Raw genomic sequence first — 21,846 nt, 5'->3', positions numbered from 1 at the left:
ATGCATCCCCGCGTTCTTGAGGTCACCGAACGGCTTATCGCCCGCAGCCGCGCCACGCGTCAGGCTTACCTTGCACTGATTCGCGGCGCCGCCACTGACGGGCCGATGCGCGGCAAGCTGCAATGCGCCAACTTCGCCCACGGCGTGGCCGGTTGCGGCACTGAAGACAAGCACAGCTTGCGGATGATGAACTCGGCGAACATCGCCATTGTTTCTTCGTATAACGACATGCTCTCAGCGCACCAGCCGTATGAAGTGTTCCCGGAACAGATCAAGAACGCCCTGCGCGAAATCGGCTCGGTCGGCCAGTTCGCTGGTGGTACACCGGCAATGTGCGACGGCGTCACCCAAGGCGAGCCGGGCATGGAACTGAGCCTGCCGAGCCGCGAAGTGATCGCGTTGTCCACGGCGGTGGCGTTGTCGCACAACATGTTCGACGGCGCGTTGATGCTCGGCATCTGCGACAAGATCGTCCCGGGCCTGATGATGGGGTCGCTGCGTTTCGGTCACCTGCCAACAATCTTTGTGCCGGGCGGGCCGATGGTCTCGGGGATTTCCAACAAGGAAAAAGCCGACGTCCGCCAGAAGTACGCCGAAGGCAAAGCCACCCGCGAAGAGCTTCTGGAATCGGAGATGAAGTCCTACCACAGCCCGGGCACCTGCACCTTCTACGGCACCGCCAACACCAACCAGTTGCTGATGGAAGTCATGGGTCTGCACTTGCCGGGCGCCTCGTTCGTCAACCCGAACACGCCGCTGCGTGACGCGCTGACCCGCGAAGCCGCGCACCAGGTCACGCGCCTGACCAAGCAGAACGGCAACTTCATGCCGATCGGCGAAATCGTCGACGAGAAGTCGCTGGTCAACTCCATTGTTGCGTTGCACGCCACCGGCGGTTCGACCAACCACACTCTGCACATGCCGGCCATCGCCATGGCCGCCGGCATTCAACTGACCTGGCAGGACATGGCTGACCTCTCCGAAGTCGTGCCGACCCTGAGCCACGTCTACCCGAACGGTAAAGCCGACATCAACCACTTCCAGGCAGCGGGCGGCATGTCGTTCCTGATCCGCGAACTGCTCGGCGCCGGTCTGCTGCACGAAGACGTCAACACCGTGCTCGGCCACGGCTTGAGCAATTACACCAAAGAACCGTTCCTTGATAACGGTGAACTGGTCTGGCGCGAAGGCCCGGTCGACAGCCTCGACGAAAACATCCTGCGCCCGGTCGCCCGTGCGTTCTCCCAAGAGGGCGGTCTGCGGGTGATGGAAGGCAACCTCGGTCGCGGTGTGATGAAAGTGTCCGCCGTCGCGCTGGAAAACCAGATCGTCGAAGCACCGGCGATGGTGTTCCAGGATCAACAGGATCTGGCGGACGCGTTCAAGGCCGGTCTGCTGGAAAAAGATTTCGTCGCGGTGATGCGCTTCCAGGGCCCGCGCTCCAACGGCATGCCCGAATTGCACAAGATGACGCCGTTCCTCGGCGTGCTGCAGGATCGCGGCTTCAAAGTCGCGCTGGTGACGGACGGACGCATGTCCGGCGCCTCGGGGAAAATCCCGGCGGCGATTCACGTCAGCCCCGAAGCTTATGTCGGTGGCGCTTTGGCACGCGTGCAAGAGGGCGATATCATCCGCGTCGATGGCGTCAAAGGCACCTTGGAGCTCAAGGTCGACGCCGCAGAATTTGCAGCGCGCGAACCCGCCAAGGGCCTGTTGGCCAACAACATCGGCAGCGGACGTGAGCTGTTCGGCTTCATGCGCATGGCCTTCAGCTCGGCGGAGCAGGGCGCCAGCGCCTTCACTTCTGCCCTGGAGACGCTTAATTGAAACTGGCTTTGGTCGGTGACATCGGAGGCACCAACGCGCGATTTGCGTTGTGGAAAAACCAGCAACTGGAATCGGTTCAGGTCTTGGCCACCGCCGACCACGCCAACCCGGAAGAGGCGATCAGCCTCTACCTGAGCGGGCTCGGTCTGGCGCCGGGTTCGATCGGTTCGGTGTGCCTGTCGGTGGCCGGCCCGGTCAGTGGTGATGAATTTAAATTCACCAACAATCACTGGCGGCTGAGCCGCACGGCGTTCTGCCAAACCTTGCAGGTCGAGCAGTTATTGCTGGTCAACGACTTCTCGGCGATGGCGCTGGGCATGACCCGTTTGCAGCCGGGCGAATTTCGCGTGGTCTGCGAAGGTACGCCGGAGCCGTTGCGCCCGGCGGTGGTGATCGGCCCGGGCACTGGTCTTGGCGTCGGTACTTTGCTTGATCTGGGTGAAGGTCGTTTTGCGGCGTTGCCGGGCGAGGGCGGTCACGTCGATCTGCCGCTGAGCAGCCCGCGTGAAACGCAATTGTGGCAGCACATTCACAATGAGATTGGCCATGTCAGCGCGGAAACCGCGTTGAGCGGAGGTGGATTGCCACGGGTTTACCGGGCGATCTGCGCGGTCGATGGGCATGAGCCGACACTCGATACGCCGGAAGCGATTACTGCGGCCGGGCTGGCGGGCGATCCGATTGCACTGGAAGTGCTCGAGCAGTTCTGCTGCTGGCTCGGCCGAGTGGCCGGCAACAACGTGCTGACAACGGGCGGGCGTGGCGGGGTGTTTATCGTCGGTGGTGTGATTCCACGTTTTGCCGATTTCTTCCTCGAAAGCGGTTTTGCCCGTAGCTTCGCTGACAAAGGGTGCATGAGCGATTACTTCAAAGGCATACCGGTGTGGCTGGTGACAGCGCCGTATTCCGGCCTCGTTGGCGCCGGTGTGGCCCTGGATCAATCAATCCCTGCTTGAAAATACGATCACCTATAAGAGCGAGCCTTTGTGGCGAGGGGATTTATCCCCGATGGGTCGCGCAGCGGCCCCAAAAAAGCGAGGGCTGCTGCGCAACCCATCGGGGATAAATCCCCTCGCCACAGGTTTATCTTCCACAGTGGCTCTGTGGTGTTTGTAAGTTCGATGCTTAAGGCATAATCCGCCCCAATTCCAACAACAAGGATGCCTTCGAAGTGAGCTCAGTCAACAAGTCGATATTGTTGGTCGATGACGACCAGGAAATACGCGAGTTGCTGGAAACCTACCTGACCCGCGCCGGGTTTCAGGTGCGGGCCACCGCCGATGGCGCCAGTTTCCGTCAGGCACTCAACGAAGCGCCGAGCGATCTGGTGATCCTCGATGTCATGCTGCCTGACGAGGACGGCTTCAGCCTGTGCCGTTGGGTACGTCAGCATCCGCGTCAGGCGCAGGTGCCGATCATCATGCTCACCGCCAGCTCCGACGAAGCCGACCGCGTGATCGGGCTGGAACTCGGCGCCGACGACTACCTCGGCAAACCCTTCAGCCCACGCGAACTGCAAGCGCGGATCAAAGCCCTGCTGCGCCGCGCGCAATTTGGCCAGGAGCGCAGCGGCAGTGAAGTGCTGGCGTTCGACGAGTGGCGGCTGGACATGGTCAGCCATCGGCTGTTTCACACCGACGGCGAGGAAGTAATCCTCTCCGGTGCCGACTTCGCCCTGCTGAAACTGTTCCTTGATCACCCGCAGGAAATCCTCGACCGCGACACCATCGGCAACGCCACCCGTGGCCGCGACCTGATGCCGCTCGATCGCATCGTCGACATGGCTGTCAGCCGTTTGCGCCAGCGCCTGCGCGACACTGAAAAACCGCCACGACTGATTCGCACCGTGCGCGGCAGCGGTTATCAACTGGCAGCCAACGTGGTTGCCGGCAATGGTCACTGAGTCGCTGCGCAAAATCGCCGCCAGGGTGCCGGTGCCGCGCTCGTTGCTTGGGCGAATGCTGCTGTTGACGCTGTTGGCGGTGTTGTTCGCGCAAACGCTGTCGAGCGTAATCTGGGTTTCGCAACTGCGCGCCACGCAGCTCGAAGGCCTGGTCACCAGCGCCCGCAGCCTTGCGCATTCGATGACCGCCAGCGTCAGTTACTTCCGCTCATTGCCGGTGGCTTACCGGCCATTGGTGCTCGATCAGTTGCGCAGCATGGGCGGCACCCGTTTTGTCGTGACGCTCAACGACAAACCGCTGGGCATGGACGTGCTACCGGTTACGCCGCGTAAAGCGGCGGTGATGAAAGCGGTCGACGAAGTACTGCGCCAGACCCTCGGCCATGACACGGATATTTCAGTGACGTTCGTCAGCCCTGAGGACCTGCGGATTTTCAACGCCGGGCTGAAACTCGATGAGTTGCCACGCTCCTGGGCGCATTACGCGCTGACCCTGGAGCCGGTGAACCCGCCAGTGCTGGTCACGCAAATCCAGATGGCGCCGGGCGAATGGCTGTACATCGCCTCGTTGCTGCCCGAGCCGTACACCAGTCTTGAAGAGCAAGGCCTGCCGTCGCAGCAGGTGTGGTTCATCGTCCTCACCAGCGGCTTTCTGCTGCTGTTCATCGGCGTATTGGTGCACTGGCAGAGTCGGCCACTCAAGCGTCTGGCACGGGCAGCGCGGGACATGTCGCTGGGCGCCGACGTTGAGCCAGTGGCCGAGGGCGGCGGCAGTGAAGTGGTCGAAGTGGGCCGTGCGTTCAACACCATGCGCGAACGCATCAGCCGTTACCTGACCGAACGCAGTCAGTTGTTCAGTGCGATTTCTCACGACCTGCGCACACCGATCACGCGCTTGCGCCTACGCGTCGAATTGCTCGAAGACGAAACCCTGCAAGCCAAGTTCGGCCGTGATCTGGACGAGCTGGAACTGCTGGTCAAAGGCGCGCTGCAATGCGTGAAAGACACCGACATCCACGAGAACATCGAGCCGGTGGATCTCAACCATGTGCTCGATTGTCTGGTCGAGCCGTACCTGGCGCCGAACGGCAATGGTCGCGTGACTCAGCAGGGCCGGGCGCTGGCGGCGTATTCGGGCAAGCCGTTGGCGTTGAAGCGCTGCATCGGCAATTTGATCGACAACGCCTTGAAGTATGGGCAGAACGCGCATCTGCACATTGATGACGATGACAGTGCGTTTGTCTTGCATGTCGACGATGAAGGGCCGGGCGTGCCGGAGCAGCGGCTGGAGCAGGTGTTCGAGCCGCACTTCCGGTTGGCGGGGCAGCAGCAGGGGTATGGGCTGGGGTTGGGTATTGCGCGCAATATTGCTCACAGTCATGGCGGCGAAGTGACGTTGCAGAATTTGCGTGAGGGTGGGTTGCGGGTGACCCTGCAACTGCCGCGCAGTGCTGACTAGGTAGACCGCGTTATCGTTCTTCGCGAGCAAGCCCGCTCCCACAGGTGACCGCATTCCATCGGGAAGAATGCGGTCACCTGTGGGAGCGGGCTTGCTCGCGAAGGCGTCCGACCCAACAACACAAATGTCACGGGCTGGTGACAAAACCCGCCCCCTTCGTTACAAGCCCATCCCGGCCCGTTGTTTAGACTCCCCGCAGTCATAACAACAAAAAAGGCCAACCATGGATCTCTTCCAACCCGGCTTCAGCAGTTGGCTGAATGCCCCTGCCCATCAGCAATGGCTCGCCAACGAAGGCCTGCGCCTGCTGGATTTCGCCAAGGCAGCAAAATTCCCCGATGGCTTCGGCAACCTCGACGAACGCGGGCGTCTGCCAGCCAACGCGCAAGCCGAAACCATGAACACCGCGCGCATGACCCACAGCTTCGCCATGGCCCATATCCAGGGCTTGCCGGGTTTCGCCGAACTGATCGATCACGGCATTGCCGCCCTGCGCGGGCCATTGCGTGATGCATTGCACGGCGGTTGGTTCGCCATCGCCGAACACCGTGACGACAACACCGGCAAGAACGCCTATCTGCATGCATTCGTTGCGCTGGCCGCGAGTTCTGCCGTGGTCGCCAAACGCCCCGATGCACAAGCGTTGCTGGATGATGCCATCGACATCATCGACACCTATTTCTGGAGCGAAGAAGAGGGCGCCATGCGCGAGTTCTTCAATCGCGATTGGAGCGAAGAAGAAGCCTATCGCGGTGCCAACAGCAACATGCACGCCACCGAAGCGTTCCTCGCCCTGGCCGATGTCACTGAAGACTCGCGCTGGCTGGTGCGTGCGCAACGCATTGTCGAGCGAGTCATTCACGGCCACGCCGCCGCCAACGGTTACATGGTCATCGAGCATTTCGACCGCGACTGGCAGCCGTTGCGCGAATACAACCACGACAATCCTGCTGATGGTTTCCGCCCCTACGGCACCACGCCGGGCCACGGTTTCGAGTGGGCGCGGCTGTTGCTGCACCTCGAAGCGGCGCGGGTTCAGGCGGGCATGCTCACACCGGGTTGGCTCGCGACCGATGCGCAGAAACTCTTCGAGAACAACTGCCGCAACGGCTGGAACGTCGATGGTTTGCCGGGCATTGTCTACACCCTCGACTGGGGCAACCAAGCCGTTGTCCGCCACCGCCTGCACTGGACGCACGCCGAAGCCAGCGCCGCTGCCAGCGCCTTGCTCAAACGCACCGGCGATGAGCAATACGAAACCTGGTACCGGCTGTTCTGGGAATTCTGCGAAGAGAATTTCATCGACCGTTGCGACGGCAGCTGGCATCACGAACTCAATCCGCAAAACGTGCCAAGTGCCGATATCTGGGCGGGCAAACCCGATCTGTATCACGCATGGCAAGCGGTGCTGATCCCTCGTCTACCCTTGTCACCCAGTATGGCGACTGCCTTGGCGCAGTTGTTCCAGGGCACTCCTGTGTAACCATGTGGTGACATTCGCGCGTCCCTTCGTTACCTGCGAAGGGAATCGCCCTGTTTAAACTCCTGTGCAGCGCAAGCACCAGACTTGCATGCATAACAACAAGAAAGGTACATCTCAGATGAATGCGATTTCTCGCCTCGCTACTGTCATTTCTGTCGCCTCCCTGTTCCCGCTCGCAATTCTGCCTCTCAGTGTTTCCGCTGCCGAATCCAAAGGTTCGGTCGAAGTCGTGCACTGGTGGACGTCCGGTGGCGAAAAAGCTGCTGTTGATGTGCTCAAGGCGCAAGTCGAAAAAGACGGTTTCACCTGGAAAGACGGCGCTGTCGCCGGTGGTGGCGGTGCAACTGCCATGACCGTGCTGAAAAGCCGCGCAGTCGCCGGCAACCCACCTGGCGTTGCTCAGATCAAAGGCCCGGACATCCAGGAATGGGCGTCGACCGGCCTGCTTGACACCGACGTACTGAAAGACGTCGCCAAGTCGGAAAAGTGGGATAGCCTGCTCGACAAGAAAGTCTCCGATACCGTGAAGTACGACGGTGATTACGTGGCCGTGCCGGTGAACATTCACCGTGTGAACTGGCTGTGGATCAACCCGGAAGTCTTCAAGAAAGCCGGTATCACCAAGAACCCGACCACCCTCGAAGAATTCTATGCCGCCGGCGACAAGCTGAAGGCTGCGGGCTTCATTCCGCTGGCCCACGGCGGTCAGCCTTGGCAGGACAGCACCGTGTTCGAAGCCGTGGTGCTTTCGGTCATGGGTGTCGATGGTTACAAGAAAGCCCTGGTTGATCTGGACAACGGCGCACTGACCGGTCCGGAAATGGTCAAGGCACTGACCGAGCTGAAGAAAGTCGCGACCTACATGGACGTCGACGGCAAAGGTCAGGACTGGAACCTGGAAGCGGCCAAAGTCATCAACGGCAAGGCCGGCATGCAGATCATGGGTGACTGGGCCAAGTCCGAATGGACCGCCGCGAAGAAAGTCGCTGGCAAGGATTACGAGTGCGTAGCCTTCCCGGGCACCGACAAGGCGTTCACCTACAACATCGACTCGCTGGCTGTGTTCAAGCAGAAAGACGCAGGCACTGCGGCTGGACAGAAAGACATCGCCAAAGTCGTGTTGGGTGAAAACTTCCAGAAAGTCTTCAGCATCAACAAAGGCTCGATCCCGGTTCGCAACGACATGTTGAACAACATGGAATCGCTGGGCTTCGACTCCTGCGCACAGACTGCTGCCAAAGACTTCCTGGCTGACGCCAAGTCCGGCGGCCTGCAACCAAGCATGGCGCACAACATGGCGACCACGCTGGCCGTGCAAGGCGCGTTCTTTGATGTCGTGACCAACTACATCAACGACCCGAAAGCCGACCCGGCCGACACCGCCAAGAAACTTGGCGCAGCGATCAAGTCGTCCAAATAAGCGTCAGTAGCACAGGCTTCTCCTGGGGGAGCGGGCCTTTGTAGCGAGGGGATTTATCCCCGTTGGGCTGCGTAGCGGCCCCAGAAAATTGCAGCGGCGCAGTTTCAGAAATACCGCGTGCAATGGTTTTGCGACTGCTTCGCAGCCGGACGGGGATAAATCCCCTCGCCACAGGGCCCGCTCCCACAAGGGATCTCACTGTAGTTTTTATTACCTGTACTGGATTTCCCCATGAGTTCTGTTGCTGTGTTCAGCAAGGCCTCGCCGTTCGATGCATTGCAACGCTGGCTACCCAAACTGGTGCTGGCGCCGAGCATGTTCATCGTGCTGGTGGGCTTCTATGGCTACATCCTGTGGACGTTCGTGCTGTCGTTCACCACCTCGACGTTCCTGCCTAATTACAAGTGGGCTGGTCTGGCGCAATACGCGCGGTTGTTCGACAACGATCGCTGGTGGGTCGCGAGCAAAAATCTCGCGGTGTTCGGTGGCATGTTCATCGGTATCACTCTGGTGATCGGCGTGTTGCTGGCGGTGTTCCTCGACCAGCGCATCCGTCGCGAAGGCTTTATCCGCACCATTTACCTGTACCCGATGGCGCTCTCGATGATCGTCACCGGTACTGCGTGGAAATGGCTGCTCAACCCGGGCATGGGCCTGGACAAATTGTTGCGTGACTGGGGCTGGGAAGGCTTCCGTCTCGACTGGCTGATCGACCCGGATCGCGTGGTCTATTGCCTGGTGATCGCCGCTGTCTGGCAAGCCTCGGGCTTCATCATGGCGATGTTTCTCGCCGGCCTGCGTGGCGTTGATCAATCGATCATCCGTGCCGCGCAGATCGATGGCGCGAGCATGCCGATGATCTACTGGAAAGTGGTGCTGCCAAGCCTGCGTCCGGTGTTCTTCAGTGCGGTGATGATCCTCGCGCACATTGCGATCAAGAGCTTCGACCTGGTCGCGGCGATGACCGCCGGTGGTCCGGGTTATTCCTCCGACCTGCCCGCGATGTTCATGTATTCCTTCACCTTCAGTCGCGGCCAGATGGGCATGGGCTCGGCCAGTGCGATTCTGATGCTCGGTGCGATCCTCGCGATCATCGTGCCTTACCTGTATTCCGAGCTGAGGACCAAGCGCAATGACTAGTCTCGCTGCCAAACCTGCTATCAGCCTGAGTCGCATCGCGATCTACGCGGTGCTGATCCTCGCCGTCCTGCTGTACCTGGTGCCGCTGGTGGTCATGTTGCTGACCAGCTTCAAGACCCCGGAAGACATCAGCACCGGCAACCTGCTGAGCTGGCCGACCGTGGTCAGCGGCATCGGCTGGGTCAAGGCCTGGGCCACCGTTGACGGCTACTTCTGGAACTCGATCAAGATCACTGTGCCAGCGGTAGCCATCTCCACCGCCATCGGTGCGTTGAACGGTTATGTGCTGTCGTTCTGGCGCTTCCGTGGTTCGCAGTTGTTCTTCGGTCTGCTGTTGTTCGGCTGCTTCCTGCCGTTCCAGACCGTGCTGCTGCCGGCCTCGTTCACCCTCGGCAAGATGGGCCTGGCGAGCACCACCACCGGCCTGGTGTTTATCCACGTGGTTTACGGTCTGGCGTTCACCACACTGTTCTTCCGTAACTACTACGTGAGCATTCCGGATGCGCTGGTGAAAGCTGCACGCCTGGATGGCGCGGGTTTCTTCACGATTTTCCGGCGGATCATTCTGCCGATGTCGACGCCGATCATCATGGTCTGCCTGATCTGGCAGTTCACCCAGATCTGGAACGACTTCCTGTTCGGTGTGGTGTTCTCCAGCGGTGATTCGCAGCCGATTACGGTGGCGCTGAACAACCTGGTCAACACCAGCACCGGCGCCAAGGAATACAACGTTGATATGGCAGCGGCGATGATCGCCGGCCTGCCGACCCTGCTGGTCTATGTGGTCGCAGGCAAGTATTTCGTGCGCGGGCTGACGGCCGGCGCAGTCAAGGGGTAATCATGGCAACGCTCGAACTTCGCAACGTAAACAAGACCTACGGTGCCGGCCTGCCGGACACCCTGAAGAACATCGAACTGTCGATCAAGGAAGGCGAATTCCTGATTCTCGTTGGCCCGTCGGGCTGCGGCAAATCGACGTTGATGAACTGCATCGCCGGTCTGGAAACCATCACCGGCGGCGCGATCATGATCGGTGACCAGGACGTCAGCGGCATGAGCCCGAAGGATCGTGACATCGCCATGGTGTTCCAGTCCTACGCGCTGTACCCGACCATGAGCGTGCGCGAGAATATCGAATTCGGCCTGAAGATTCGCAAGATGCCTCAGGCGGCGATCGACGAAGAAGTCGCGCGCGTGGCAAAACTTCTGCAGATCGAACATTTGCTCAATCGCAAGCCGGGTCAGCTCTCCGGTGGCCAACAACAGCGTGTGGCGATGGGCCGTGCGCTGGCGCGTCGTCCGAAGATTTATCTGTTCGACGAACCGCTGTCCAACCTCGACGCCAAGCTTCGCGTCGAGATGCGTACCGAAATGAAACTGATGCACCAGCGCCTGAAGACCACCACGGTCTACGTGACCCACGACCAGATCGAAGCGATGACCCTGGGCGACAAAGTGGCGGTGATGAAGGACGGCATCATTCAGCAGTTCGGCACGCCGAAAGAGATCTACAACGACCCGGCCAACCTGTTCGTGGCGAGCTTCATCGGTTCGCCGCCGATGAATTTCATTCCGCTGCGTCTGCAACGCAAGGACGGCCGTTTGCTGGCGCTGCTCGACAGCGGCCAGGCCCGTTGCGAGCTGCCGATGAGCATGCAGGACGCTGGCCTCGAAGATCGCGAAGTGATCCTCGGCCTGCGCCCGGAACAGATCGTTCTGGCGAACGGCGAGGGCAATGGCCTGCCAAGCATTCGTGCCGAAGTGCAGGTCACTGAGCCGACCGGTCCGGACACCCTGGTGTTCGTCAATTTGAATGAAACCAAAGTCTGCTGCCGACTGGCGCCGGACGTGGCACCGCAGGTGGGCGAAAGCCTGACGCTGCAATTCGATCCGTCGAAAGTGCTGCTGTTTGATGCCAAAACGGGTGAGCGTCTGGGCACTGCCGGCCAACCACAGACCGATGCGCGGTCTGCGAACGTGGCCCAATTCAAAGGCCGCTGAAAATCAATGTAGGAATGCAGTCATGTGGGAGCTGGCTTGCCAGCGATGCAGGCAACTCGGTTCACAGTGGAACAGAGTCGATGCCATCGCTGGCAAGCCAGCTCCCACAGGGATTGGATTCCACAAGGAGCACGCGGCGGATTGCCTGTAATCCATCGCAATTTATGTAAACCGCGTTAGATAAAAACAGTTAATAACAATAAAGACGAGGATGTAGGGATGAAAAAGAAACACGTCAATGTCCGGTTGATCTGCCAAGTGTCAGCTGCGGCGGCGTTGGTGCTGGCCGGTAACGCCATGGCGGCGGATGCCTTCAGCTCCGATTCGAAATGGATGACCGGTGACTGGGGTGGCGAGCGGACCAAGCTGATCGAGCAGGGTATCGACATCAAGGCCGACTACGTTGGGGAAGTCGGTGGCAACCTGCACGGTGGCTACAACGACGACAAGACCGCGCGTTACGCTGACCAGTTCGGTCTGGGCGTGGCACTCGATCTGCAAAAGCTGTGGGGCTGGGATAACACCCAGGCGAAGATCCAGCTGACCAACCGTAACGGTTACAACATCTCCAACGACCGCGTTGGCGATCCGCGTGCTGGCACCCTGAGTTCTTCGCAAGAAGTTTACGGCCGTGGCCACATGGTGCGTCTGACCCAGTTGTGGATTCAGCACCAGTTCTTCGACAACAAACTCGACGTCAAGGCCGGTTACTTCGGTGAAGGCGAAGACTTCAACACCTTCCCGTGCGACTTCCAGAACCTCGCGTTCTGCGGTTCGCAAGTGGGTAACTGGGCAACCAACATCTGGTACAACTGGCCAGTCAGCCAGGCCGCGATCCGCGTCAAGTACAACATCAACGACGAACTCTACGCGCAAATCGGCGCGTACAACCAGAACCCGTCGCAGTTGGAACACGGCAACGGCTTCAAGCTCAGCGGCAGTGGCACCGCCGGTACTGTGTTGCCAGTCGAGTTGGTCTGGTCTCCGAAGGTCAACAGCCTGCCGGGCGAATACCGCGTCGGTTACTACAAGAGCACGGCTGATGCCGACGACGTTCGTGAAGACGTCAACGGTTTCGATGCAGCCACCACTGGCAACGCCTACAAGACCCACAGCAGCAAAAGCGGCTACTGGTTCGTGGCGCAACAGCAACTCACCAGCCACAACGGTGATGCGACCCGCGGTCTGAACATCGCTGCCAACGCGACCTTCCACGACAAGGACACCAACTTCATCGACAACTACCAGTCGGTGATGTTTGTCTACAAAGGCCCGTTCGACGCGCGTCCGAAGGATGACGTCGGTATCGGCGCAGCACGTATCCACGTCAACGATGACGTGAAGAAAAACGCCGAGCTGCTCAACGTTTCCAACGGTGTATCGGATTACGACAATCCGGTGTTCTCGCCGATTCGTGAAACCGAATACAACTACGAGATCAACTACGGCTTCCACGTCACCAACTGGCTGACCGTACGTCCTAACCTGCAATACATCACTCACCCGGGCGGTGTGGATGCAGTGGACAACGCATTGGTCGCTGGCCTGAAAATTCAGTCTACGTTCTAACGCGTCTGCGATAAGCTCCTCTCTATGTGCGCATATTTGCGGACAGCCAAGGCTGTCCGCTTTTTTTTGAGGGGCAGTAATCCCCGTAACAAATGAATTCGGGACCGTGGCAAATGCATGAGCATCCGCTACAACGCTTCTTCAAATCCCTGCGCGAACAGCCGATCTTCGCCTGGGAGCGCTATCAGATGCGCGACGTGTTGGTGATCGATCATCCGCTGTGTCAGGCGGTGTTCAGTCGTCAGGGCGCGCAGTTGCTGCACTTTCAGCCGCGTGGGCAAAAGCCGTGGTTGTGGTGTGCGGCGAAGTGGCCGCATGTCGGCGCGATCCGTGGTGGCGTGCCGGTGTGCTGGCCGTGGTACGGCCGTCATCCCAGCGAAAACGCGTGGCCTTCACATGGTTGGGCGCGATTGCTCGACTGGAAGTTGCTCGACAGCAGCAGCGCCGACGATGGCGTGCGTCTGCACTGGCAATTGCAGCTGTGCGACTGGCAGGTTGACCTGCATGCGCACCTTGGCGAACGCATGGAATTACGCCTGAGCACCGAGCATCAGGACGACATGCCGTGCCAGTTGAGCCAGGCTTTGCACGCTTACTGGCGTATTGGCGACGTTGGTGAGATAGCGCTGTCTGGGCTCGAAGGAGCGCAGGGTTACGACCAGTTGAGCCGCCAGTCTTGCCAGCAGGAAGGCGAGTTGCGGGTGGATGGCGGGTGTCAGCGGGTGTTCCAGCACGACGGCGAATTGCAGCTCAAGGATCACGCCTGGCAGCGCGAGTTGTGTATCGATACCGGTGACAGTGCTGACACGGTGGTCTGGCATCCGGGGGCGCGGCCGTTGTTGGGGGTGACGTGGGATGAGATTTCGGAGTTTGTCTGCGTGGAAGCGGCGGCGGGCGGGACGGACAGTCTGCATCTGGCGCCGGGGGAGAAGGCCCATTTGAGCTTGCAGGCGTGGACGGCAGCTTGAGTGTGCCAAGTACACCGCTACCCTCACCCTAGCCCTCTCCCGGAGGGAGAGGGGACTGATTGCGGGATGCTGAAGAGTTACGCCGACGTGAAAGTGCAGTGCTGAATCCATAATCGACTCGATCATTCAGGTCGATGTACAGCGCAAGACACTTCGGTAGGCCCCCTCTCCCGGAGGGAGAGGGCTGGGGTGAGGGTGCTTTTGATCTTTAGTTGAATTCATCCCCAACCGGATACCGGCTGGCATTCAAGCTCTCTTTGATCTTGCGCAGATGCGGCTGGAAATCCACCCCGCGACGCAAGGTCATCCCGGTCGCCAACACATCCAGCACGGTCAACTGAATGATCCGCGACGTCATCGGCATATAGATGTCGGTGTCTTCCGGCAGCGGGATGTTCAGGCTCAAGGTACTCGCCTTGGCCAGCGGCGAATTCTCCGCCGTCAAACCCAGCACCGAAGCGCCGTTCTCGCGAGCAATGCGCGCCACCTCGACCAGCTCACGGGTGCGGCCGGTGTAGGAAATGATCACGAACAACTCACCGGTGTGCGCCACCGACGCAATCATCCGCTGCATCAGCACATCGGCGTGCGCGGTGACCGCGAGGTTGAAGCGGAAGAACTTGTGCTGCGCATCCAGCGCCACCGGCGCCGAAGCCCCGAGGCCGAAGAAGTGGATCTGCCGCGCCTGAATCAACAGGTCAACGGCGCGGCTGATCAGATTCGGATCGAGCGCCTGGCAAGCGCTGTCCAGCGACGCGATGGCGCTGCCGAAAATCTTTTGCGTGTACGCCTCGGGGTTGTCATCGGCCTCGACCGCGCGGCTGACGTACGCCGCGCCGCTGGCCAGGCTTTGCGCCAGTTGCAGCTTGAGTTCGGGATAGCCGCTGACACCGAACGAACGGCAGAAGCGGTTGACCGTCGGTTCGCTCACCGACGCCGCCTGGGCGAGGGCGGCGATGCTGAAGCGGGTGGCCTGCTGCGGGTTGAGCAGGATCACCTCGGCGACTTTGCGTTCGGCCTTGTTCAGGTCTTCAAGGCGACTCTGGATCTGTTCCAGTAAATTTCGCACGCGGTCCATATGGAATTCCTAATTCACCTGCGCAAAGGTGCGCCGGGCTATGCAAATTGGGCCTTTGATATGGCCCGTAACGGTGGCCTATCCTACTGATGCGTCCGAGCGACCACCACTCGGAATCTGTATTTTGCGAAAATGTTGTGGTTATTACTACATTTTCCCTTGAGTGATGCCTTGAAAAAAGGTATTTGTAGCTTAACTTGATAAAAGAACAAACATCATGCCTTCGATTACGGTTGAACCGTGCACCTTTGCCTTGTTCGGCGCGCTTGGCGATCTGGCTCTGCGCAAGCTGTTTCCTGCCCTTTATCACCTCGATGGCGCCGATCTGTTGCACGAGGACACGCGCATCATCGCGCTGGCCCGTGAAGACGGCACCGAGCAGCAGCACCTGGCGTTTATCGCCGCCGAATTGCGCCGCTACGTCGGCAAAGAGCTGGACGAAGCCGTGGCCGAGCGCTTTCTGGCGCGCCTGACCTACCTGCACGTCGACTTTCTCAAGGCTGAAGATTACGTCGCGCTGGCCGAACTGGCCGGCAGCACGCAACGCATGATTGCCTACTTCGCCACACCGGCGGCGGTGTACGGCGCGATCTGCGAGAACCTGGCGAAAGTCGGTCTGGCAGAAAACACCCGGGTGGTGCTGGAAAAGCCGATCGGTTCCGACCTCGAATCGTCGCGCAAAGTGAATGACGCCGTGGCGCAGTTCTTCCCGGAGAACCGCACCTACCGTATCGACCACTATCTGGGCAAAGAAACCGTTCAGAACCTGATCGCCCTGCGTTTCGCCAACAGCCTGTTTGAAACCCAGTGGAACCAGAATTACATCTCCCACGTGGAAATCACCGTGGCCGAGAAGGTCGGTATCGAAGGCCGTTGGGGCTACTTCGACAAGGCCGGCCAGCTGCGCGACATGATCCAGAATCACCTGTTGCAGCTGCTCTGCCTGATCGCCATGGACCCGCCGGCCGACCTGTCCGCCGACAGCATCCGTGACGAGAAAGTAAAAGTCCTCAAGGCGCTGGCGCCGATCAGCCCGGAAGGCCTGACCACGCAAGTGGTGCGCGGCCAGTACATCGCCGGCCACAGCGAAGGCAAATCCGTCCCGGGTTACCTCGAAGAACCGAATTCCAATACCCAGAGCGACACCGAAACTTTCGTCGCCCTGCGTGCCGACATCCGCAACTGGCGCTGGGCGGGCGTGCCGTTCTACCTGCGTACCGGCAAGCGCATGCCGCAAAAGCTGTCGCAGATCGTCATCCACTTCAAGGAACCGTCGCACTACATCTTCGCCCCTGAGCAGCGCTTGCAGATCAGCAACAAACTGATCATTCGCCTGCAACCGGACGAAGGTATTTCCTTGCGCGTGATGACCAAAGAGCAGGGCCTGGACAAGGGCATGCAACTGCGCAGCGGGCCGCTGCAACTGAATTTCTCCGACACCTGGCGTAGCGCGCGGATCCCCGATGCCTACGAGCGGTTGTTGCTGGAAGTGATGAACGGCAATCAGAACCTGTTTGTCCGTAAAGATGAAATCGAAGCCGCGTGGAAATGGTGTGACCAGTTGATCGCCGGGTGGAAAAAATCCGGTGACGCGCCCAAGCCGTATGCGGCCGGGTCGTGGGGGCCGATGAGCTCCATTGCATTGATCACGCGGGACGGGAGGTCGTGGTATGGCGATATCTGATGTGCAACTGCCTGCGGGCGTAAATGCTCACGCATTCAAGAGCCCGGCGCTGTTGGCCGAAGGTCTGGCGCTGAACGTTGCCAAGCAATTGAGCGAAGCCATTGCGGCGCGCGGCAATGCGGTGTTGGTGGTGTCTGGCGGACGTAGCCCGGTGGCGTTTTTCCAGCATCTGGCCAAGCAGGAACTGGACTGGTCGAAGGTCGTCGTGACCCTCGCCGACGAGCGCTGGGTACCGGTTGAACACGCCGACAGCAATGCCGGCCTGCTCAAGCAATACCTGCTCAAAGGCCCGGCGGCGAAAGCGCAGTTCCTCAGTCTTTACAGCGCTGCGGCAAACGTCGAACAGGCTGCCGAACAGGCTGACCGTTTGCTCGCCGAATTGCCGGCGATTGACGTGCTGGTGCTGGGCATGGGCGATGACGGCCACACCGCGTCGCTGTTTCCCAACAGCCCGAATCTCACCGAAGCGCTGCAAGCCGATGGCACCCGCCGTTGCTGGCCGATGCTGGCGCCAAGTGTGCCGCGTCAGCGCCTGACCATGAGCCGTGCGCTGCTGGCCTCGGCGAAACACAAGATTCTGTCGATTTCCGGTCAGTCGAAACTGACCACCCTGAATGCCGCGCTGGCATCCGATGACGTCGCCGCCATGCCGGTGCGCGCGTTTCTGCAACCTACGTTAGAGATTTACTGGTGCCCATGAGCCAAGGAACAGCCGCTATGACAACCCCATCCCCGACCGTTTCCATGGCGGACAAAGTTGCCCTGATCGACAGCCTCTGCGCCAAGGCGCGGATCCTGCCGGTGATCACCATCGCTCGCGAACAGGACGTGCTGCCATTGGCCGACGCCTTGGCCGCCGGTGGTCTGACCGCGCTGGAAGTGACCCTGCGTTCGCAGTTCGGCCTCAAGGCCATCCAGATCCTGCGCGACCAGCGTCCGGAACTGATGACCGGTGCCGGCACCGTGCTCGATCGCAACATGCTCGCGGCGGCAGAAGCGGCCGGTTCGCAATTCATCGTCACCCCGGGCATCACCCGTGATTTGCTGGAAGCCAGCGTCGACAGCCCGATTCCGCTGTTGCCGGGCATCAGCAACGCCTCCGGCATCATGGAAGGCTACGGTCTGGGTTATCGCCGCTTCAAGCTGTTCCCGGCTGAAGTCAGCGGTGGCGTCGCGGCAATCAAGGCCCTCGGCGGCCCGTTCGGCGAAGTTAAATTCTGCCCGACTGGCGGCGTCGGCCCAGCCAATATCAAGAGCTACATGGCGCTGAAAAACGTCATGTGCGTGGGCGGTAGCTGGATGCTCGATCCGGAATGGATCAAGAACGGCGACTGGGCTCGTATTCAGGAATGCACCGCTGAGGCTTTGGCGCTGCTGGACTGATTGTTACCAAACACTTCGTTGTGTGTTCTACGGCTTTACGGTGCGCTCGGTCGGCGCACCGTTTTTTTTTGCCCGCAGAAAAGCCAACATCAAAAGATCGCAGCCTGCGGCAGCTCCTACAGGGGCGATACGGGATGCGATGCAGGAGCTGTCGAGCGCAACGAGGCTGCGATCTTTTGATCTTGCTCTCAAATGGCTACGTCAAAAGATCAGAACCCACGAGTTACGACGCGATACATAGTTACCGCACACAGGCTGTTGCTTGGCGCTAATCTGCTTTCATCTTATGGAAGAGAGAACGCGTCATGGACCAAGACTCTGCTGCATCCTCCCCGAACCAGGTGTATCAACTGGCTCCCGAGCAAATCGCCGGGCCGTACTTTCGCAACCCGCAATTGCTGCGGCGCAACATCAGCGAGGGCGCAGAAGGTTTGCCGCTACTGCTGCGCCTGACCATCGTCGATGCAATGACCGGTGAACCGGTCAATGGCGCGTTGGTGGATATCTGGCATTGCAACGCACGCGGCGCGTATTCGGGCTGGAGCCGGATCAATCCGGATGTTGAAGTCGATGCCGAGGCCATCGGTTCAATCCCGCGCACCGACGATGACACCTACCTGCGTGGCAGCCAGTTCTGTGATTCCAAGGGACGGGTGCGCTTTACCACGATTTACCCAGGTTTCTACGCCGGTCGCGCACTGCACATTCACATGGCGGTACGCATCGTTGCCGGTAGCGAATTTCTCGAAGCGCGCAATGTCGCCTGGGTTGGCCAGCTGTATTTCCCCGAAGTCGTTTCCCGTTCGGTACTCAATGCCAAAGCCTATCGCGGACGCTCGGCGAAGGTACTGAACAATGCCGAGGACAGCTTTTACGCCGACATGAAGGGCGAAGCCTCGACGCTGACGGTGTGGCCGATCGGTCGCGACACCCACGAAGATGGCTTTTTCGGCCAGCTGACGATCGGTATCGATACCTTTGCGGCGTCGTCGCAGATCAAGCCCGAGGACTTTGACAAGTTTACTGTTTAGCCCGTCAGCGCAGCTCGTTCAGCGCGCGGGTCAGCAGTTGCATGTCGCCAGCGGTAGTGGTCAGCCCCGGCGTAATGCGGATGCACGGCCCGCACGCCGCGCCATTGCGCACCACGGTGAACAGGTTGAACTCATTGAGCAGACGCTCGGCCATGGCCTGTTGGTCGTCGTGACGGGTGAACCGCAACGCGGTGATCCCGCAATACAGTCGCTGATCGTCCGGCGTCATCACTTCGATACCCGGCAAGTGGCGTACCGCGCTGACCCACAGATTACGCAGGTAATTCAGGCGTGCACCTTTTGCCGCTGCGCCGCCGAGCGAGCGATGTTCCTCGAACACCAGCGGCAGGGTCATCAACGCCGGAATGTTGGGTGTGCTGTAGGACGTGCGCACGCGGATGTCATTGACCGGATAGTGCATCTCGCCCATGTCCGGATCGATGTCGGCCAAGCGCTGCGGGGCGATGTAGATGAAGCCAAGTGTCAGCGGCGCACCGATCCATTTGTGCAGGTTGTAGCCGGCGAACGCGATGCCAAGGGCTTCAAAGTCGAACTCGATCTGGCCGAGGGCGTGCGCCCCATCAAGAATGATGTCGACCCCATACTCCCTGGCCAGTGCGGCGATGGCCTGTACCGGCATCACCAGACCGGTGCGATGGGTGACGTGGGTCAGGGCCATCAGTTTCAGTTTGGGATGGCGGACAAAGGTTTCGCGGTAAGTCTCCAGCAGGCTGTCGAAGCTCGCCGGGTGCGAGTGGGCAATCTCGATGACCTCGACGCCGCGATGCCTCGCCAGCCAGCGCATGGCGCCCTTGACCGTGTCGTACTCAAGGTCGCAGATCAGCACCTGGTCGCCCGGTTGCAGGCGGTTGTAATTGCGGATCAGCGATTGCAGGCCTTCGGTGGCGTTGCGGGTGAAAGCAACGCTTTGCGCGCGCACGCCAATCTGCTCTGCCAGCTGCGCGCGAATGTCCAGATTGTCGTGCTGCTCGAAACGCTGGCGCACATACACCGAGTTGCTGGTGTTGATCAGCTCGATGTTGCGCTGGTACTCCTCGATCACCGTGCGCGACATACGCCCGAAGTAACCGTTTTCCAGATTTACGGGGCCGGGTTGAACATCGTAACGATCGGCGAACGTCTGCCAGAAGGCTTCGTCACGGGCGCGGCGGGTGTTATCGGGCATGGCGGCTGGCTCTATAAGAGGAGGGCGCTTCAGTGGCGCGGGGCAGGTTTGCCATGTTTGGCGCGCAGCGGTTCGAGCAAGTCCGACAAGCCGTTGTGGTCGATCTCCTGCATCAGCGCGAGCAGGCCGCCGAGTTCGCCGTGGGGGAAACCTTCCCGGGCAAACCAGTTCAGGTACGGCCCCGGCAGGTCCGCAATGATCCGGCCCTTGTATTTGCCGAAAGGCATTTCGCGGGTGATCAGCAGTTCGAGTTTTTCGGGATTCATCAGTGAGATCGTCTGGCTTCAAATCAGATTGGAAAATACAGGCATTCTGCATGCAGGCCAAATGACAGATCATGCAAATAACCGCGATACAGATAGTTCACTTAACTTTAAGTTGTTGATTTATAACACTTTGATTGTTGAGAAAAAGCTGGCACGCACACTGCAATATCCCTTGCATCTTCCACCGATCGCAAGGAATTGAAAAATGACCGACATGAATAAAGAAGCCATCTCTGTACTCAATGACCTGATTGAAACCAGCAAGGACGGTCAGGAAGGGTTCAAGACTTGCGCTGAAGACATCAAGCATCCAGAACTGAAAACCCTGTTTGTCACGCGCTCTGCCGATTGCGCCACCGCCGCTGCTGAACTGCAAGCCGCCGTGCGCTCGATGGGCGGCGATCCGGAAACTTCTACCAGCGTCAGCGGTGATCTGCACCGTCGCTGGGTCGACGTCAAAGCCATGTTCACCGGCAAGGACGAAGAGGCTGTGCTGAACGAAGCCGAGCGTGGTGAAGATCACGCACTGAAGGCTTATCGTGAAGCCATCGAGAAAATCAACAAGCACAACCTGGTAGGTATTCGTGATCTGGTTGAACGCCAATACCACGGCGTGCAACGCAACCACGATCAGGTGAAAGCCCTGCGTAACCAGGCTCGCGCCCGTTCGTAAGCGTTCGACGATTACACAAAACGCCAGCTAGTCTGGCGTTTTTTTATGGGGCAGGGAAAAGCAAAAGCAAGAGCCCCTCACCCTAGCCCTCTCCCGGAGGGAGAGGGGACTTACCGAGGTGGCTGTTTGAGATACACCGACTTGAGCGATCTGAGGTGAACTCAGGATTTGAAACCCAAAGAGATCGGCTCCCTTCCCCCTCGCCCCCCTGGGGGAGAGGGCTGGGGTGAGGGGGAAAAGCTCTCACTGACACACCACCAATCAATCAGCCAATGCTGATCGCTGGCAAAGTAGGCAACGTCACCGTCTGCTGCTTGCGCGGTGCCAGAATCTCAGCCTCGCCATCTACCACCAACTCATCACGCTGGTTGAACACGCGCGTCGCAATGCGCACACGGAACTTCGGCAGCTTCTCGAGAATTTCCAGGCGCACGGTCAGCGTGTCGCCAATCTTCACCGGCTTCTGAAAACTCATCTGCTGGCCGATATAAATAGTGCCCGGCCCAGGCAACTCGCAAGCTACGGCGGCACTGATCAACGCGCCGCTGAACATGCCGTGAGCAATACGCTCCTTGAACATGCTGGCCGCCGCGAACTCGGCATCCAGATGCACCGGGTTATGGTCGCCGGACATCGCGGCGAACAGCTGAATGTCACGCTCTTCGACAGTCTTGCTGTAGCTGGCGGTCTGGCCGACTTCGAGGGCTTCGTAAGGGATGTTGGTAACCTGGGTCATCGGTCTCGGTTCCTGTGACGGATTAAATGAATCCACAAA

Annotated in this window: 20 protein-coding genes; 16 read left to right on the top strand and 4 right to left on the bottom strand. The window is 59.7% G+C overall.

Annotation, left to right across the window (positions count from 1 at the left end; genetic code table 11):
• The 11 genes from edd to C2E19_RS22850 all read left to right on the top strand — a co-directional run bounded on the left by edd (position 1) and on the right by C2E19_RS22850 (position 13,770).
• A complete protein-coding gene (gene edd, locus C2E19_RS22900) occupies positions 1–1,827 on the top strand; it encodes a phosphogluconate dehydratase (RefSeq protein WP_129395200.1) in 1,827 nt (608 codons plus the stop codon).
• Positions 1,824–2,783 carry a glucokinase gene (locus C2E19_RS22895; RefSeq protein ID WP_129395199.1) on the top strand — a complete coding sequence of 320 codons (960 nt, stop codon included), beginning with the start codon at positions 1,824–1,826 and terminating at the stop codon, positions 2,781–2,783. Before edd ends, C2E19_RS22895 begins: the two co-directional genes overlap by 4 nt.
• Before the next feature lie 215 nt (positions 2,784–2,998).
• Entirely contained in the window at positions 2,999–3,730 is a 732-nt protein-coding gene (locus tag C2E19_RS22890) for a response regulator (protein ID WP_025112821.1), read from the top strand.
• Positions 3,720–5,189: an ATP-binding protein gene (locus tag C2E19_RS22885; protein ID WP_129395198.1), complete on the top strand. Its 1,470-nt coding sequence runs from the start codon at positions 3,720–3,722 to the stop codon at positions 5,187–5,189. The genes C2E19_RS22890 and C2E19_RS22885 overlap by 11 nt, the downstream gene beginning before the upstream one ends.
• A gap of 223 nt (positions 5,190–5,412) precedes the next feature.
• On the top strand, positions 5,413–6,672 hold the full coding sequence (locus C2E19_RS22880; protein ID WP_129395197.1) for an AGE family epimerase/isomerase: 1,260 nt from the start codon (positions 5,413–5,415) through the stop codon (positions 6,670–6,672).
• A gap of 118 nt (positions 6,673–6,790) precedes the next feature.
• On the top strand, positions 6,791–8,092 hold the full coding sequence (locus tag C2E19_RS22875; protein WP_129395196.1) for an ABC transporter substrate-binding protein: 1,302 nt from the start codon (positions 6,791–6,793) through the stop codon (positions 8,090–8,092).
• A 231-nt stretch (positions 8,093–8,323) separates the two neighbouring features.
• Positions 8,324–9,232: a carbohydrate ABC transporter permease gene (locus tag C2E19_RS22870; protein ID WP_008082808.1), complete on the top strand. Its 909-nt coding sequence runs from the start codon at positions 8,324–8,326 to the stop codon at positions 9,230–9,232.
• Positions 9,225–10,070 carry a carbohydrate ABC transporter permease gene (locus C2E19_RS22865; RefSeq protein WP_129395195.1) on the top strand — a complete coding sequence of 282 codons (846 nt, stop codon included), beginning with the start codon at positions 9,225–9,227 and terminating at the stop codon, positions 10,068–10,070. Before C2E19_RS22870 ends, C2E19_RS22865 begins: the two co-directional genes overlap by 8 nt.
• Positions 10,071–10,072: 2 nt before the next feature.
• Positions 10,073–11,233 (top strand): ABC transporter ATP-binding protein, encoded by a 1,161-nt coding sequence (locus C2E19_RS22860; protein ID WP_123593657.1) that lies wholly within the window; start codon positions 10,073–10,075, stop codon positions 11,231–11,233.
• A 219-nt stretch (positions 11,234–11,452) separates the two neighbouring features.
• Positions 11,453–12,802, top strand: a complete 1,350-nt coding sequence (locus C2E19_RS22855) for a carbohydrate porin (RefSeq protein ID WP_129395194.1) — start codon at positions 11,453–11,455, stop codon at positions 12,800–12,802.
• A gap of 113 nt (positions 12,803–12,915) precedes the next feature.
• Positions 12,916–13,770, top strand: coding sequence for a D-hexose-6-phosphate mutarotase (locus tag C2E19_RS22850; RefSeq protein WP_129395193.1), 855 nt, complete (start codon positions 12,916–12,918; stop codon positions 13,768–13,770).
• Positions 13,771–13,978: 208 nt separating this feature from the next.
• On the opposite strand, the gene C2E19_RS22845 is transcribed toward C2E19_RS22850, so the two are convergent.
• Positions 13,979–14,839 (bottom strand): MurR/RpiR family transcriptional regulator, encoded by an 861-nt coding sequence (locus tag C2E19_RS22845; protein WP_171057240.1) that lies wholly within the window; start codon positions 14,837–14,839, stop codon positions 13,979–13,981.
• Between the two features lie 226 nt (positions 14,840–15,065).
• On the opposite strand from C2E19_RS22845, the gene zwf reads away from it, so the two are divergent.
• The 4 genes from zwf to C2E19_RS22825 all read left to right on the top strand — a co-directional run bounded on the left by zwf (position 15,066) and on the right by C2E19_RS22825 (position 18,946).
• Entirely contained in the window at positions 15,066–16,532 is a 1,467-nt protein-coding gene (gene zwf / locus C2E19_RS22840) for a glucose-6-phosphate dehydrogenase (protein WP_129395192.1), read from the top strand.
• Complete coding sequence (gene pgl / locus C2E19_RS22835; protein ID WP_129395191.1) at positions 16,519–17,232, top strand: 6-phosphogluconolactonase; 714 nt, start codon at positions 16,519–16,521, stop codon at positions 17,230–17,232. Before zwf ends, pgl begins: the two co-directional genes overlap by 14 nt.
• Before the next feature lie 17 nt (positions 17,233–17,249).
• Positions 17,250–17,915: a bifunctional 4-hydroxy-2-oxoglutarate aldolase/2-dehydro-3-deoxy-phosphogluconate aldolase gene (locus C2E19_RS22830; RefSeq protein WP_008082815.1), complete on the top strand. Its 666-nt coding sequence runs from the start codon at positions 17,250–17,252 to the stop codon at positions 17,913–17,915.
• Between the two features lie 305 nt (positions 17,916–18,220).
• The gene (locus C2E19_RS22825) at positions 18,221–18,946 is read left to right on the top strand and encodes an intradiol ring-cleavage dioxygenase (protein WP_129395190.1); all 726 of its coding nucleotides are present in this window, start codon (positions 18,221–18,223) and stop codon (positions 18,944–18,946) included.
• 4 nt (positions 18,947–18,950) lie between these two features.
• Here the strand turns inward: C2E19_RS22825 and C2E19_RS22820 are convergent, their stop codons facing one another.
• Together C2E19_RS22820 and C2E19_RS22815 are read right to left on the bottom strand one after the other, a co-directional pair.
• Positions 18,951–20,132, bottom strand: a complete 1,182-nt coding sequence (locus C2E19_RS22820) for an aminotransferase class V-fold PLP-dependent enzyme (RefSeq protein ID WP_129395189.1) — start codon at positions 20,130–20,132, stop codon at positions 18,951–18,953.
• Positions 20,133–20,161: 29 nt separating this feature from the next.
• On the bottom strand, positions 20,162–20,398 hold the full coding sequence (locus C2E19_RS22815) for a DUF3820 family protein (protein WP_003227425.1): 237 nt from the start codon (positions 20,396–20,398) through the stop codon (positions 20,162–20,164).
• Positions 20,399–20,603: 205 nt separating this feature from the next.
• On the opposite strand from C2E19_RS22815, the gene C2E19_RS22810 reads away from it, so the two are divergent.
• Positions 20,604–21,071, top strand: a complete 468-nt coding sequence (locus C2E19_RS22810; RefSeq protein ID WP_129395188.1) for a PA2169 family four-helix-bundle protein — start codon at positions 20,604–20,606, stop codon at positions 21,069–21,071.
• Positions 21,072–21,336: 265 nt separating this feature from the next.
• Here C2E19_RS22810 and C2E19_RS22805 read toward each other — a convergent pair whose 3' ends face one another.
• Positions 21,337–21,807 carry a MaoC family dehydratase gene (locus C2E19_RS22805; protein ID WP_003227420.1) on the bottom strand — a complete coding sequence of 157 codons (471 nt, stop codon included), beginning with the start codon at positions 21,805–21,807 and terminating at the stop codon, positions 21,337–21,339.
• Between the last annotated feature and the right edge of the window lie 39 nt (positions 21,808–21,846).

The sequence above is a fragment of the Pseudomonas sp. DTU12.3 genome, assembly GCF_004124275.1.
In the GTDB taxonomy this organism is placed as follows: Bacteria; Pseudomonadota; Gammaproteobacteria; order Pseudomonadales; family Pseudomonadaceae; genus Aquipseudomonas; species Aquipseudomonas helmanticensis.
Note: the sequence above shows the minus strand (reverse complement) of the source record. Positions and strands in the feature narration are given on the sequence as shown.

Bases quoted from the DNA above. Each gene is read 5' to 3' on its own strand.
- edd (WP_129395200.1), top strand. From the start codon at position 1: ATGCATCCCCGCGTTCTTGAGGTCACCGAACGGCTTATCGCCCGCAGC.
- C2E19_RS22885 (WP_129395198.1), top strand. From the start codon at position 3,720: ATGGTCACTGAGTCGCTGCGCAAAATCGCCGCCAGGGTGCCGGTGCCG.
- C2E19_RS22880 (WP_129395197.1), top strand. From the start codon at position 5,413: ATGGATCTCTTCCAACCCGGCTTCAGCAGTTGGCTGAATGCCCCTGCC.
- C2E19_RS22875 (WP_129395196.1), top strand. From the start codon at position 6,791: ATGAATGCGATTTCTCGCCTCGCTACTGTCATTTCTGTCGCCTCCCTG.
- C2E19_RS22870 (WP_008082808.1), top strand. From the start codon at position 8,324: ATGAGTTCTGTTGCTGTGTTCAGCAAGGCCTCGCCGTTCGATGCATTG.
- C2E19_RS22865 (WP_129395195.1), top strand. From the start codon at position 9,225: ATGACTAGTCTCGCTGCCAAACCTGCTATCAGCCTGAGTCGCATCGCG.
- C2E19_RS22860 (WP_123593657.1), top strand. From the start codon at position 10,073: ATGGCAACGCTCGAACTTCGCAACGTAAACAAGACCTACGGTGCCGGC.
- C2E19_RS22855 (WP_129395194.1), top strand. From the start codon at position 11,453: ATGAAAAAGAAACACGTCAATGTCCGGTTGATCTGCCAAGTGTCAGCT.
- C2E19_RS22850 (WP_129395193.1), top strand. From the start codon at position 12,916: ATGCATGAGCATCCGCTACAACGCTTCTTCAAATCCCTGCGCGAACAG.
- zwf (WP_129395192.1), top strand. From the start codon at position 15,066: ATGCCTTCGATTACGGTTGAACCGTGCACCTTTGCCTTGTTCGGCGCG.
- pgl (WP_129395191.1), top strand. From the start codon at position 16,519: ATGGCGATATCTGATGTGCAACTGCCTGCGGGCGTAAATGCTCACGCA.
- C2E19_RS22830 (WP_008082815.1), top strand. From the start codon at position 17,250: ATGACAACCCCATCCCCGACCGTTTCCATGGCGGACAAAGTTGCCCTG.
- C2E19_RS22825 (WP_129395190.1), top strand. From the start codon at position 18,221: ATGGACCAAGACTCTGCTGCATCCTCCCCGAACCAGGTGTATCAACTG.
- C2E19_RS22820 (WP_129395189.1), bottom strand. From the start codon at position 20,132: ATGCCCGATAACACCCGCCGCGCCCGTGACGAAGCCTTCTGGCAGACG.
- C2E19_RS22815 (WP_003227425.1), bottom strand. From the start codon at position 20,398: ATGAATCCCGAAAAACTCGAACTGCTGATCACCCGCGAAATGCCTTTC.
- C2E19_RS22810 (WP_129395188.1), top strand. From the start codon at position 20,604: ATGACCGACATGAATAAAGAAGCCATCTCTGTACTCAATGACCTGATT.
- C2E19_RS22805 (WP_003227420.1), bottom strand. From the start codon at position 21,807: ATGACCCAGGTTACCAACATCCCTTACGAAGCCCTCGAAGTCGGCCAG.